11 protein-coding genes are annotated in these 13,116 nt (G+C 72.3%); 8 read left to right on the top strand and 3 right to left on the bottom strand.

Annotated features, from left to right (window positions below):
* Positions 1-16: 16 nt before the first annotated feature.
* Positions 17-1,954, top strand: a complete 1,938-nt coding sequence (locus tag ACPPVX_RS04085) for an AMP-binding protein (protein WP_426573617.1) — start codon at positions 17-19, stop codon at positions 1,952-1,954.
* Positions 1,955-1,975: 21 nt separating this feature from the next.
* Positions 1,976-2,584: a GNAT family N-acetyltransferase gene (locus ACPPVX_RS04080; protein WP_426573616.1), complete on the top strand. Its 609-nt coding sequence runs from the start codon at positions 1,976-1,978 to the stop codon at positions 2,582-2,584.
* 51 nt (positions 2,585-2,635) lie between these two features.
* Here ACPPVX_RS04080 and ACPPVX_RS04075 read toward each other — a convergent pair whose 3' ends face one another.
* The 3 genes from ACPPVX_RS04075 to ACPPVX_RS04065 are packed head-to-tail and all read right to left on the bottom strand — an operon-like array spanning position 2,636 to position 5,812.
* The gene (locus tag ACPPVX_RS04075) at positions 2,636-4,180 is read right to left on the bottom strand and encodes a sensor histidine kinase (RefSeq protein WP_426573615.1); all 1,545 of its coding nucleotides are present in this window, start codon (positions 4,178-4,180) and stop codon (positions 2,636-2,638) included.
* A 5-nt stretch (positions 4,181-4,185) separates the two neighbouring features.
* Positions 4,186-4,644 (bottom strand): GtrA family protein, encoded by a 459-nt coding sequence (locus tag ACPPVX_RS04070; protein WP_426573614.1) that lies wholly within the window; start codon positions 4,642-4,644, stop codon positions 4,186-4,188.
* A 4-nt stretch (positions 4,645-4,648) separates the two neighbouring features.
* Positions 4,649-5,812: a glycosyltransferase gene (locus tag ACPPVX_RS04065; protein WP_426574987.1), complete on the bottom strand. Its 1,164-nt coding sequence runs from the start codon at positions 5,810-5,812 to the stop codon at positions 4,649-4,651.
* Positions 5,813-6,050: 238 nt separating this feature from the next.
* Here ACPPVX_RS04065 and ACPPVX_RS04060 point away from each other — a divergent pair, with 238 nt between their 5' ends.
* From ACPPVX_RS04060 to ACPPVX_RS04035, 6 genes are all read left to right on the top strand, one after another.
* The gene (locus ACPPVX_RS04060; protein ID WP_426573613.1) at positions 6,051-6,779 is read left to right on the top strand and encodes a response regulator transcription factor; all 729 of its coding nucleotides are present in this window, start codon (positions 6,051-6,053) and stop codon (positions 6,777-6,779) included.
* 317 nt (positions 6,780-7,096) lie between these two features.
* Positions 7,097-8,014: a type IV toxin-antitoxin system AbiEi family antitoxin domain-containing protein gene (locus ACPPVX_RS04055; protein ID WP_426573612.1), complete on the top strand. Its 918-nt coding sequence runs from the start codon at positions 7,097-7,099 to the stop codon at positions 8,012-8,014.
* 475 nt (positions 8,015-8,489) lie between these two features.
* Complete coding sequence (locus tag ACPPVX_RS04050; RefSeq protein WP_426573611.1) at positions 8,490-9,635, top strand: hypothetical protein; 1,146 nt, start codon at positions 8,490-8,492, stop codon at positions 9,633-9,635.
* A 222-nt stretch (positions 9,636-9,857) separates the two neighbouring features.
* Positions 9,858-11,204 (top strand): efflux RND transporter periplasmic adaptor subunit, encoded by a 1,347-nt coding sequence (locus ACPPVX_RS04045; RefSeq protein ID WP_426573610.1) that lies wholly within the window; start codon positions 9,858-9,860, stop codon positions 11,202-11,204.
* Entirely contained in the window at positions 11,201-11,896 is a 696-nt protein-coding gene (locus tag ACPPVX_RS04040; protein WP_426573609.1) for an ABC transporter ATP-binding protein, read from the top strand. Before ACPPVX_RS04045 ends, ACPPVX_RS04040 begins: the two co-directional genes overlap by 4 nt.
* A complete protein-coding gene (locus tag ACPPVX_RS04035) occupies positions 11,883-13,115 on the top strand; it encodes an ABC transporter permease (protein ID WP_426573608.1) in 1,233 nt (410 codons plus the stop codon). Before ACPPVX_RS04040 ends, ACPPVX_RS04035 begins: the two co-directional genes overlap by 14 nt.
* Position 13,116 lies beyond the last annotated feature (1 nt).

Genomic DNA, 13,116 nt, shown 5'->3' with positions numbered 1-13,116 from the left:
CTACCGTGCGTCAGCGATGACGACGGCTCCGACCTGGACCCCTGATCCCGCCACGGCGGCGGCCACCAACGTCGGGCGGTTCATGACGGCTCAGGGCATCGGGTCGTTCGACGAGCTGCTCGCCCGGTCGATCGCCGAGCCCGCCTGGTTCTGGGGCGAGGCCGCCACCTTCCTGGGCATCCCGTTCAGCACGCCCTACGAGGAGGTGCTCGACACGTCGAAGGGCATCCCGTGGGCCACCTGGTTCACCGGCGGCCGGACCAACCTGGCCGCGGCCTGCGTCGACCGCTGGGTGGTCGAGTCGCCCGACGCCGAAGCGGTGCGGTGGGAGGGCGAGGACGGCGCGGTCACGGTGCTCACGTTCGCCGAGCTCGACCGCCGTGTCGACGGCCTGGCCGCGCTGCTGCGCGACCGGGGCATCGGCCTCGGCGATGCGGTCGGCATCTTCTTGCCCATGCTCCCCGAGACGGTGGTGGCGGCCATGGCCGTCGCCAAGCTCGGCGCCATGATCCTGCCCGTCTTCTCGGGCTACGGCGCCGACGCGATCGCCGTGCGGCTCCAGGACGCCGGGGCCAAGGCGCTGCTGTGCGCCGACGGCTTCTACCGCCGGGGCAAGGCGGTCCCCATGCTCGCCACCGCCCGGGAGGCCATCGCGCTGGTCGACACCGTCGACACGCTGGTGGTGGTGCCCCGGATCGGTGCGGTCACCGCCTCGGTGTCCGATGACGGCCGGGTGGCCACGCTGCCGTGGCCCGGCCCCACCGACGAGGTGGTGCCCACGGTCCCCGTCGACAGCGAGCACCCGCTCCTCCTGGCCTACACGTCGGGCACCACCGGCAAGCCCAAGGGATCCGTCCACGTGCACGGCGGGTTCACGGTGAAGATCGCCGAGGAAGCCGCGTTCCAGTTCGACTGCAAGCCCGGCGACCGCCTGTTCTGGTTCGCCGACTTCGGGTGGATCATGGGCCCGTGGGAGATCGTCGGAGCCCTGGCCAACGGCGCCACGGTCTGCCTGTTCGAAGGGGCCCCCGACTTCCCCGAGCCCGACCGGCTCTGGGCGTTCATCGAGGCCCACGCCGTCACCATCTTGGGCATCAGCCCCACGCTCGTGCGGGCGATGATGGCCCACGGCGACGACCCGGTCCGAGCCCACGACCTGTCCTCCCTGCGCATCCTCGGGTCCACCGGCGAGCCCTGGAACGAGACGCCCTACCAGTGGTTCGCCGCCGTGGTCGGTGGTGGCCGCTGCCCGGTCATCAACATCTCGGGCGGCACCGAGGTGGGCGCCTGCTTCTTGTCGCCGCACCCCGTGCAGGCGCTCACGCCCATGACCCTGGGCGGCCCGGCGCTGGGCATGGGCGTCGACGTGTTCGACGACGACGGCCATCCCGTGCGCGGCCAGGTCGGCGAGCTGGTCTGCACCACACCGTGGCCGGGCATGACCCGCGGCCTGTGGCAGGCGCCCGAGCGCTACCTCGAGACCTACTGGGACCGCTGGCCCGACGTGTGGGTCCACGGCGACTGGGCGCTCATCGACGACGACGGCCAGTGGTACCTGCGGGGCCGCAGCGACGACACCATCAAGATCGCCGGCAAGCGCCTCGGCCCCGCCGAGGTGGAGTCCGCCCTGGTGGCCCATCCCGCGGTCGCCGAGGCCGCCGCCATCGGCGTCCCGCACGAGATCAAGGGCGAAGCCCTGTGGTGCTACGTCGTGCTCGCCCCGGGCGCCACCGAGTCCGAGGAGCTGCGGGCGGAGCTCGTCACCACCGTCACCGAGGCGCTCGGCAAGAGCTTCAAGCCCAGCCAGATCCGGTTCACCGACGCCCTGCCCAAGACCCGCTCGGCCAAGGTGCTGCGCCGGGCCATCCGGGCCACCGCGCTCGGAGCCGACCCGGGCGACCTGTCATCGCTCGAAGATCCTGCAGCCGTCGTCGCCGTGCGCGACGCTCGCTGAGATCGAGGGGGAGGGAGCCACGTGGAGAGGACCAGCACGCTGTTCGGACGACGGGTGATGCTCCGGCCGCTCGTGCTCTCCGACTTCGCGGCGTGGCGGGAGGTGCGGACCCGAGGCGCCGACTGGCTGCTCAAGTGGGAGCCGCAGCGCCTGGCCCACCAGCCCGACACCACCCAGGACCGCGACGCGTTCGCCGTGCGGTGCAGCGCCCGCCAGCGCGAGCGCCAGCTCGGCAGCGGGTTCGGGTTCGGGATCTTCGTCGACGGCGTCTTCTGCGGCGAGATCAACCTCTCTTCCATCCAGCGGGGCCCGTTCCAGAACGCCTACGTGGGCTACTGGATCGACGAGAAGTGGGCGGGGCAGGGGATCATGCCCGAGTCGCTCATCGTGCTCGCCCGCTTCGCCTTCGAGGAGCTCCACCTCCACCGCATCCAGGTGTCGATCATCCCCCGCAACGCCCCCAGCCGGCGCGTCGTCGAGAAGCTCGAGCTCCGCAACGAGGGCATCGCCGTGCGGTACCTCGAGATCAACGGCGTGTGGGAGGACCACGTGCGCTACGCGCTCACCTCCGAGGAGTGGGAGCAGCGCCGCGACGACCTCGCCGCCGCCTGGCTCACCGGTCCCGCCTGACCGTCCCGCACGCCGGCCCGGTCTGACCGGTCCGGTCCGCCGGTCCGCCGCTCAGCGGCTGGGGCTCAGCGGCAGCTCGATCGTGAAGACGGCGCCGCCGTCGGGCGCGTTGGTGGCCGTGGCCTGACCGCCGTGCTCGGTGGCGATGCCCGCCACGATGCTGAGGCCGAGGCCGGAGCCCGCCCCCACCCGCGCCGAGTCGGCCTGCCAGAAGCGGTCGAACACGTGCTCCAGGGCCTCGTCGCTCAGGCCGGGGCCGTGGTCGCGGACCGTCACGGTGGCCCGGCGGGTGACGGTGTTGCCGGCCACGGTGACCTCGATGGCCGTGTCCTCGGAGGTGTGCTTCATGGCGTTGTTGACCAGGTTGACGATGGCGCGGTGCAGGTGGTCCTCGACCCCGCTCACCTCGACGGGCAGGGGCGCCTGGAAGGTGATGGGCCGCTCGGGGTGCAGGGCCGCCGCCGCGCTGCAGGCCTCGGACGCCAGGACCGTGAGGTCGACCGGGGCCGGATCGATCGTCCGGGGCTCGTCGAGGCGGGCGAGGAGCAGGAGGTCCTCGACCAGGGCCTTCATCCGGTCGGCGTCCTGCTCGATGCGGGCGAGCATCACCGGCAGGTCGAGGCGCTCGATGCCGCCCGCGTCGCCGGCGGCATCGGCCGCGGCGGCCAGGCGGAACAGCTCGGCGAAGCCCTGGATCGAGGTCAGCGGTGTGCGCAGCTCGTGCGAGGCGTCGGCCAGGAACTGCCGGAGGCGCTGCTCGGTGGCGTCCCGCTCGCGGAACGACTCCTCGATGCCGTCGAGCATGGTGTTGAGCGCCAGGCCCAGCTGGCCCACCTCGGTGTGGTCGTCGGCGGGCTCGACCCGTTCCGACAGGTCGCCGGCGGTGATGGTGGCCGCCGAGTCGGCCATCTCCTCGAGCGGTCGCAGGCCGCGGCGCAGCACGAACCAGGCCCCGGCACCGAGCGCGGTGAGCAGGAAGACGGCGGCGATCAGCTCGATGCGCACCAGCTGGGCCAGCGACGCCTCGAGCCCCTCGGTCCGCACGGCCACGATCACGGTCGCCCTCGTGACGGAACTGGGTGTGGTCGGGCTGGCCTCGCCGTTCCCGGTGGCACCCGGCGGGGTGCCCGGGTGCGTGGCCAGGACCCGCCACGCGCCCGACCCGTCGACCGAGCCCACATCGAAGTACTGCTCCTCGCCCGCCGGGACCTTGATCGTCTCGGGCAGATCGGGCCGGCCCGACTCGGTGACCGGCAGGCTGCACGCCACGATCGTCCCGTCCGAGGTGCGCAGCTCGGCGTAGGCGTCGAGCCCCTGGCCCGGGACGGCGCGCGACCCGAACCCGGGACCGGGATCGATGCCCGTCGTGCCGGTGCTCGTGACCCCGACCGGCGCGCACGTCTCGGGATCGATCTCGTACTGGGCGGCATCGCTGGCCAACCGGAACGACTGGCCCCGCGCGTTGGCCTGGAGGTCCTGGTCGAGCTGCTGCTCGAGCGCACGGCGGTACAGCGTGTACGTCGAAACGCCGAACACGGCCAAGCCGACCGTCGTCAGCAGCACCAGGGCGATCACCAGCCGGGTTCGAAGGGTCATGCGGGTCACGGGGACGGCAGCGGGACCGGCCGATCCTGCCCCACGCCGGCCCGGTCGGCGAACAGCACCCGGTCGAGGAGGACGAACTGGAGCAGCCACAAGATGCCGAAGGCGGCCAGGCTGGCGGCCTGGATCGCCATCGTGCGGTCGGCGCCCACCAGCCCGGCCTGGTCCGTCCACCGGCCGGCCAGGCTGACCGCCAGCGTGGACAGCACCAGGCCGGCCGCCGACATGGCGGCGAACGGGATCACCTCGGCGCCGATCGAGCTGGCACCGTGGCGCCGCCACACCCACCGGCGGTTCAGCTCGAACGAAGGCACGGTCCCCACCGCGGTGGCGGCGACGTTGGCCCAGCCGGGCGTCATCGTGTGCGTCGCCACCAGCACGCCGAGCACCAGCAGGCTCGTGCCCGTGGCGATGACCGAGACCAGGCCGTACCGCAGGAACCGGGCGAGGCGGCGCATCGGCTCAGCGGCCCATCGAGCGGCGCAGGCCGACGAAGCGGACGGCCGTGGCGAGGCCGTTGGCGACCGTCAGCGCCACCAGCAGGCCCAGGGTGGAGGTGACGCCGGCAGCGGCGGCGGCCGCCAGCGCCACCAGGTCGAGCGCGAGGGGGAGGGCCGACACGGCCATGGCACCGGTCCAGTGGCGGCGGCGCCCGCGGCGGCCGCGCTGGGAGAACGTCAGGCGGCGGTTGGCGGCGGTGTTGGCCACCGATGAGATCGCCAGGGCGGCGATGGCGGCCGCCACCGCACCGAGCGGCCCGTAGAACGCAGCGAACAAGACGGCGAAGAGCAGCGTGCTCACCACGCCGACCGACGCGAACCGCACCAGCTGGCTGCCGAGCTCGGTGGGCACGATGCGGTCATCGGCCAGCGCGGCGGGCTCGATCCAGCCCTGGTCGCGGCCGAAGCGGCGGAGCATGCGGCCCACGCCCCTCAGGTCGTCCGTGGCGGTGCGGAGGATGTCGACGCGGGAGTCGGGGTCGTCCACCCAGTCGACCGGGACCTCGTGGATGCGCAGGCCGTTGTGCTCGGCCAGCACCAGCAGTTCGGTGTCGAAGAACCAGCCCTCGTCCTCGATGAGCGGGAGGAGGGCCTGGGCCACGTCGCGGCGCACGGCCTTGAAGCCGCACTGCGCGTCGGAGAACCCGCTGTGGAGGGTCGTGCGCAGGATGAGGTTGTAGGTGCGGGAGATGGCCTCGCGCTTGGGGCCGCGGGTCACCCGGGAGCCGGCGGCCAGGCGCGTGCCGATGGCGACGTCGCTGTGGCCGCTGAGCAGCGGAGCCACCAGCGGGAGCAGCGCATCGAGGTCGGTCGAGAGGTCGACGTCCATGTACGCCACCACCGGCGCCGGGCTCTCGCGCCACGCTGCCCGCAGCGCCCGGCCGCGGCCCTTCTGCGCCAAGCGCATGGCCTGCACGTCGGCGAGGTCGGCGTGGAGGGCGGCCGCCCGCTCCCACGTGTCGTCCGTGCTGGCGTTGTCGACGATGGTGATGAGCCAGGGGAGGGGGAAGCGGTCGGCGAGGTAGTCGTGGAGCGCCCGGACCGAGCGCTCGACGCCGGCCGCCTCGTTGTGCACGGGCACCACGATCTCCACGGCCGCGGTCCGGCGCCGGTACTCCGACGCCATCAGGAACCGCTCGGCGGGCTCGGGCGCCCCGCCCGCGCCGGTCTCGGGCCCGGCCGGGTGCAGGGCGGTGGGGGCGGGCTCGGTGTCGAGCAGGGTGGCGTCGTCGGGGGCGAGGTGGGTGCTCATGGAGACGATCGTGCGGCGATCTGCTCCACGCCCTCTCCGTCGATGCTGGGAGTTCCCTGGGACATTCGCCCTGGTCCTTCCCCCCAGCGCGACCTGCCCGTACGGTGACGCCATGGCCTCCACGAACGTCGGACCCGACACCGACTCCACCGCGCCTCGCATCCTCGTGGTCGACGACGAGGAGCACATCACCGAGCTCCTCGCCATGGCCCTCGGCTACCAGGGCTTCGAGGTGGAGCGGGCCGCAACCGGGCGCGAGGCCCTCGACGCGGTCGGCCGCCGTTCCCCCGACCTCATCGTGCTCGACGTGATGCTCCCCGACCTCGACGGCTTCGAGGTGGCCCGCCGCCTCCGCCTCGACGAAGGAGCCGCCACCCGGGTCCCCGTCATCTTCCTCACCGCCAAGGACGCCACCCAGGACAAGGTCCAGGGCCTCCGGCTCGGCAGCGACGACTACGTCACCAAGCCCTTCAGCATCGAGGAGCTGATCGAGCGGGTGAAGGCGGTGCTGCGCCGCTCGTCGGGAGCCGGCGCCGGCGAGTCCAAGCTCACCTTCGCCGACCTCGAGCTCGACGAGGAGACCCGCGACGTCTGGCGCGACGGCCGCCTGATCGAGCTCACCCCCACCGAGTACAAGCTGCTGCGCTACCTCCTGGCCAACGCCCGCCGGGTCCTCACCCGCGATCAGATCCTCGAAGCGGTCTGGGACTACACCTTCGCCGGCAACGCCAGCGTCCTCGAGACCTACATCAGCTACCTCCGCCAGAAGATCGACGCCACCGAGCCCGCGCTGATCCACACGGTCCGCGGCGTCGGCTACTCCCTCCGCCTCCCCCGCTGACCCCGGCGCCCAGGTCCTCGGCCTGGTCCGAGCCCGGTCCCCGCCCCCGAACTTGTTGCAGCCACTGCTACCTGCGACATCCCTGGCAACAAGTTCGGGAGGGGACTCGGTGGCCGCCGGAACTTGTTGCAGCCATTGCTCGATGCGACATCCCTGGCAACAAGTTCGGGGAGGGGACCGGCGGCCGCCGGAACATGTTGCGGCCAGTGCTGCCTGCGACATCCCTGGCAACAAGTTCGGGGAGGGGACCGGCGAGATGGATCCTCATGGGTGGCACCCCGTTGCCCTGCGTCGACGCATAGTGGCACCATAATGTCATGAAAGATGCTGAAAGATACGTGGCGGGACGGGCGGCGCGGCAGCACGGCATCTTCACCTACAAGCAGGCGATGGATCTGGGTATGAGCGTGGGGGTCTTGCGTCGGCTCGTCGGCTCCGGTTGGTGCGAGCGCGCCCACCAGGGTGTGTACGTGGTCCGCGCCGCTCCACCCAGCGTTCACCAGCGAATCCTGCTGAGCGTGCTGGTCGCGGCGCCGGACGCGGCTGCCTCCCACCGGTCGGGCGGCCAGCTCTGGGCCGTACCCGGCTATGACGGTCGCATCCTCGAGGTCACCCGGCCCCACGGCCGATCGCAACGTACCGACCGAGGCCTGGTCCATGGATCTCTGTGGCTCCCTCCATCGCACGTCACCACCAGGTTCGGGATCGCGGTGACGACGCCCGCCCGCACGGCGTTCGACCTCGGTGGAGTGGTGCCAGCGAAGCGATTCGAGAGGGATGTCGACGATCTGATCCATCGCGGGCTCTGCACCGTTCGGCAGCTCCAGCAGGTGTTCTTCGCGCTGGCCAGGAGGGGTCGACGGGGCACGGTGGCGATGCGGCAGCGGTTGGAGGCGATGGGTGAGGGCTACATCGCCCCAGCGTCGGAGCTGGAGCGGCGAGCGCGCGAGCTGTTCGCCTCGGCGGGCCTGCCGTTGCCACGGTTCGAGGTGGAGGTGGGCGACTCCGAGTGGATCGGTCGGGTCGACTGCTTGTGGGAGGCCGAACGGGTGATCGTCGAGCTCGATGGCCATCGACACCACGGGTCACCGCTGCAGGCGGAGGCTGATCGGAAGCGCGACAACGAGCTCATGGCCAGCGGGTGGCGGGTGATCCGCGTCCGGTGGGACGATCTCAACGACCGACCCGCGCTCGTCGTCACCTGGATCCGGTCGGCCCTCGCGGCCGCCGGCTGACCCACCACCCACCCCAGGCACCGGCTGCTTGGCCACCGCCCGACGACACAAACTTGTTGCAGGGAGTGTCGAGGGGAGCACTGGCTGCAACAAGGTTCGTCAGTGGTGCGGGGCGGTGCGGCGGGGAGCGGGGAACTTGTTGCAGGGAGTGTCGAGGGGAGCACTGGCTGCAACAAGTTCGGGGGCGGAGAGGAGGGGGGTGGAGGTCGCCTGAACTTGGCGGGAGGTCTGCGTCGACGCGGAGGGTTCTCTGAGGGTTCGAGCGGAGAGTGCGGTCCACTTCGACCTGCAGGTGCGGGTCAGCACAAGGAGCGCTCCCACCATGTCCGACCCCACCAACCCGAGCGCCGAGCCTCCGGATCCCTCCGTCGAAGGCCGCGCCGGGCCGGCTCCCGTCTCCCCGTCCTCCCCAACCGAGCCCCCGGCGGCCGGTGGTGTGCCACCCTTCGCGCCACCGGCCGCGGGCGGTTCGTCGATGCCCTCGACCGTGCCGGACGACCCCGCCATCGCGTCGCCCCCCACCTCCTTGCCCCCCACCGCAGACGGTCCCCCCGCGGCGGGCAGCGCCCTCCCCCCGGTCGCGCCCGTCGCGGGCGCAGCGGCCGCGGGCGCGTTCACGGCCCTCCCGCCCACAGGCGCCACCCCCGGCGGCCCGCCGTTCGGTGGCCCGCCCACCGGCGACGGGCCGGGCGCGGCTCCGGCCGAGGACAAGCCGTCGCCCGGCTGGAAGGCCTGGGTGGCTGCGGGCGCGGTGGCCGCAGTCATCGCCGTCGGGGCCGGGTTCGTCCTGGGCCACGGGTCGTCGAGCTCGAACGCGTCGGCGAACGGCAACGTCGCCACCAACGGCGCCGCCGGCACCAACACCGGAGCGCCCGGCTACGGCGGCTTCGGCGGCCCGGGCGGGTTCGGCCGCGGCACCGTCGGCACGGTCAGCTCCAACGAGTCCGGCACGCTCGAGGTCAGCGGTACCGACGGCACCGTGACCACGGTCAAGACCACCGATGACACCACGGTGACGAGGTCCTCCGAGGGCAAGGTCAGCGATCTGGCCGAAGGCGACAACGTCGTGGTCATGGGGTCCACCTCCGGCAGCTCGGTGGCGGCGCAGCGCATCATCGACAGCGGTGACGTGGCCCCGACCGGCCGCGGCGGCTTCGGCGGCGGTACCCCACCTGAGGGCGCGCCGGGCGGCGGCACCGGCACGGGCGGCCAGGCGCCCAACGGGGCCACGCCTCCCACCGGCCAAGGCGGCCCGTCCGGCATGGGCGGCTTCACGTCGGGCACGATCACGAAGGTCGACGGCGGCACCATCACGGTGAAGTCGTCCGACGGCACAACCGTCACGGTGACCACCAGCAGCGACACGGTCGTCTCGATCACCGAGTTGATCAAGGTCAGCGACATCGCCAAGGGCGACACCGTCGTGGTCACCGGCGACACCTCCGGCGACGTCGTCACCGCCACCAACATCCGGGTCGGCGACTTCGAGCGCGGCGGGTTCGGCGCCGGTCCCGGCGGCAACGGGACCGGGACGGGCGGCGCCCCGGGCACCGGCAGCTCCGGCTCCGGTACCGGCTCGTCCTCGGGCGGTACGACCGGCGGATCCATCACCGGCACCTGATCACCACATCCTCGGAGCCCCGACCGCCCCGCCTGGTCGGGGCTCCGAACGGTTCCGAGCTGGGCGCCAGGGCACTGGGGAGCGCCCGGCGCCCGGCTCGAGGACCTTCCCCGCCTCCGGGTGGCCGTCGTCCGTCCGCTCCCCCCAGGTTCCCCTGGGCCCCCAGCGCGGCCCAGGCCCACCCCAGAACACGAAGCACATCCCGCATCCGAGGAGACCACGTTGCGATCGCTCGCACAGCAGATGAAGAAGCCCTGGGTGGTGATGCCCCTCGTGGCGTTGCTCGCCCTCGGAGGGTGGTTCGCCTTCCGTCCCGACGATGACGCGTCGGCCCAGAACACGGCGACCGACCGGGTGGTCACCGCCACGGAGGGGACGATGGCGAAGACCGTCTCCGCCGACGGCACCGTGGCCGCCGCCAAGACCGAGGACCTGAACTTCAGCGCGGCCGGCACGGTCACCGCGGTGAACGTGAAGGCCGGCGACGAGGTCAAGGCCGGCGACGTGCTCGCCGAGATCGACTCCGCCGCCCTCCAGGCCGACGTGAGCTCGGCCGAGTCCACCCTCGCCGATGCCCAGGCGAAGCTCTCCGACGACGAGGACGCCAGCGCCTCCGACGCCCAGATCGAGGCCGACCAGTCGAGCCTCACCTCGGCGCAGGACCAGCTCGACGCCGCCAACGAGGCCCTCGACGGCGCCAAGCTCGTGGCCACCATCGACGGCACGGTCGCATCGGTGGGTGTGACCACGGGCGAGGAGCTCAGCAGCGGGGGCAGCGGCGGCACCGACCAGACCGGGTCGGCCAGCGGCAGCGGCAACAGCGCCAGCTCGCTTCCGGCGAGCGGGGGAACCACCGGCAGCACCGGCAGCACCGGGTCGGGCAGCGACACCACCTCAGCGGCTGACATCTCGCTGGTCAGCACCGGCTCGTTCACCGTCGACCTCGGCTTCGGTGCCACCGACATCGCCAACATCAAGCCCGGTCAGGCGGCGTCGGTCACCATCTCCACCTCGTCGAGCTCCAGCAGCCGCGGCGGGTTCGGCGGCGGCTTCGGCGGGTTCGGGGGCTTCGGCCCACAGCAGCAGCAGCAGGGGTCGACCACCACGACCGCCGCGTCGAGTGCCGGGAGCCAGACCTCCGCTGCCGGCGGCTCCAGCGGAGGCGTGACCGGCGGCGTGCTGACCGTGGGCACCGTCGCCGACGCCAGCTCGGGCGTGGCGTCGTACCCGGTGACCATCGGGTTCAGCGACACCACGGGCGCGTTCAACGTGGGTGCCGACGTGACCGTCGCCATCACCTACGCCCAGGTCGACGACGCCGTGCAGGTCCCGGCCTTCGCCGTCACCACCAACACCGATGGCACGTCGAGCGTGAAGGTCCAGACGAGCAGCGGCACCGAGACCCGCACCGTCACGACCGGCCTCACCTCCGGGACGATGGTCCAGATCACCGACGGCCTCAAGGCCGGCGAGTCGGTCGTCATCGAGCTCCCCGGCCGCCTCGGCGGCACTGGCGGCGGGAACGCACCGACCGGCGGCCCGGCCCTGACGCCGGGCGGTGGCTCGTGAGCGCCGTCATCGAGCTGGTGGGCGTGGGCAAGACCTACGCCACCGGGTCGCTCGAGGTGCACGCCCTCCGAGACGTCTCGCTGACGATCGAGCAGGGCGAGTTCGTCGCCATCGTCGGGCCGTCGGGCTCGGGGAAGTCGACGCTCATGCACATCCTCGGGTGCCTCGACACGCCGACGGTGGGGACCTTCCGCCTGGCCGACGAGGACGTGGCCTCGCTCGACGAGGACCGCCTCGCCGACGTCCGCAACCGCCACATCGGGTTCGTGTTCCAGCAGTTCAACCTGCTGCCGTACCTGTCGGCGTGGCGCAACGTCGAGCTGCCGCTCGTGTACACGGGCACCGATCGGGCTGAGCGCCGCGACCGGGCGCTCGCGGCGCTGGCCCAGGTGGGCCTGGCCGACCGGGCCGACCACAAGCCGGGTGAGCTGTCCGGCGGCCAGCAGCAGCGCGTGGCCATCGCCCGCGCCCTGGTGACCGAGCCGGCGCTGATCCTCGCCGACGAGCCCACCGGCAACCTCGACTCCGCGTCGACCGCGGACGTGCTCGACCTGCTCGACGACCTGCACCGCCAGGGCCGCTCGATCATCCTGATCACCCACGAGCACGACGTGGCCGAGCGGGCCGAGCGGGTCATCCAGATCCACGACGGCCAGGTCCGCACGCTGGAGGCCATCGATGCACTGGCGTGACACCGTCCGCACCGCCACCGAGGCGGTGCGCACCCACCGCCTCCGCTCGGCGCTCACGATGCTCGGGATCCTGATCGGGATCACCGCGGTGATCCTCACCGTGGGCCTGGGCAACGGCGCCAAGGCCGACGTGCGCGACCAGATCAACGAGCTGGGCACCAACCTCCTCGTGGTCTCGCCCGGCAGCACCACCAGCAGCACCGGCGTGCGCGGCGGCTTCGGCTCGTCGTCGACGCTCACCGTCGAGGACGCCAAGGCGATCTCCGACGCCGACGCGGCTCCCGACGTGCAGGCCGTCGCCGCCACGGCGACCAGCTCGGTGTCGCTCACGAACGGCACCGCCAACTGGACGACGACGCTCACCGGCACGACCGAGTCGTGGAAGGAGGTGCGCTCGCGCGACGTGACCTCGGGCCGCTTCCTCACCGCGGCCGACGAGAAGGACGCCGCCGCCGTGGTGGTGCTCGGGCCCGACACGGCGTCGGAGCTGTTCACCACGGGCAACCCGGTCGGCCAGTACGTCACCTACGACGGCTCGAAGCTGAAGGTGATCGGCGTGCTCGAGGAGCTCAGCTCGTCGGACGAGACGTCGAACAACGACCTGGCCATCGTGCCGTCCTCCACGTACTCGGAGCGCCTGGTGGGCGGGTCGACCCGCGACTCGGTCAGCTCGATCTACGTGAAGGCCACCTCGTCGGCCTCGCTCTCGGCCGCCTACCAGGAGACCAACGCCATGCTCCTGAACCTGCACGGCATCACCAACGCCTCCGACGCCGACTTCTCCATCGCCACGCAGGAGTCGATCCTCAGCGCCGCCACCTCGGTCGACAAGACCATGACCGTGATGCTCGGCGGGATCGCGGTCATCTCGCTGCTCGTCGGCGGGATCGGCGTGATGAACATCATGCTGGTGTCGGTCACCGAGCGGATCCGAGAGATCGGCCTCCGCAAGGCGCTCGGCGCCCGCCCCCGCAGCATCCGCCGGCAGTTCCTGGTGGAGGCCTCGGTGCTCGGGTTCGCGGGCGGCGTGCTCGGCGTGCTGCTCGGCGTCCTCGGGGCGGTGGTGCTGCCGCACTTCACCGACACCCGGGTGATCCTCTCCCTCACGGCCTCCCTGGCCGCCATCGCCATGGCCATCGGCATCGGCGTGATCTTCGGGGTCTACCCCGCGTCGCGCGCCGCCCGGCTGGCCCCCATCGACGCCCTTCGGAGCGAGTGAG

It is taken from the genome of Aquihabitans sp. McL0605 (assembly GCF_049993875.1).
Taxonomy (GTDB): Bacteria; Actinomycetota; Acidimicrobiia; order Acidimicrobiales; family Iamiaceae; genus Aquihabitans.
The sequence above is the reverse complement of the archived record's forward strand: the minus strand, read 5'-3'. Positions and strand labels throughout refer to the sequence as shown.

Excerpts from the sequence above, each read along its gene's own strand:
- ACPPVX_RS04035 (WP_426573608.1), top strand. The coding sequence starts at position 11,883 with ATGCACTGGCGTGACACCGTCCGCACCGCCACCGAGGCGGTGCGCACC.
- ACPPVX_RS04065 (WP_426574987.1), bottom strand. The coding sequence starts at position 5,812 with ATGGCGTCGGAGTACCGGCGCCGGACCGCGGCCGTGGAGATCGTGGTG.
- ACPPVX_RS04050 (WP_426573611.1), top strand. The coding sequence starts at position 8,490 with ATGCCCTCGACCGTGCCGGACGACCCCGCCATCGCGTCGCCCCCCACC.
- ACPPVX_RS04070 (WP_426573614.1), bottom strand. The coding sequence starts at position 4,644 with ATGCGCCGCCTCGCCCGGTTCCTGCGGTACGGCCTGGTCTCGGTCATC.
- ACPPVX_RS04060 (WP_426573613.1), top strand. The coding sequence starts at position 6,051 with ATGGCCTCCACGAACGTCGGACCCGACACCGACTCCACCGCGCCTCGC.
- ACPPVX_RS04075 (WP_426573615.1), bottom strand. The coding sequence starts at position 4,180 with ATGACCCTTCGAACCCGGCTGGTGATCGCCCTGGTGCTGCTGACGACG.
- ACPPVX_RS04055 (WP_426573612.1), top strand. The coding sequence starts at position 7,097 with ATGAAAGATGCTGAAAGATACGTGGCGGGACGGGCGGCGCGGCAGCAC.
- ACPPVX_RS04085 (WP_426573617.1), top strand. The coding sequence starts at position 17 with ATGACGACGGCTCCGACCTGGACCCCTGATCCCGCCACGGCGGCGGCC.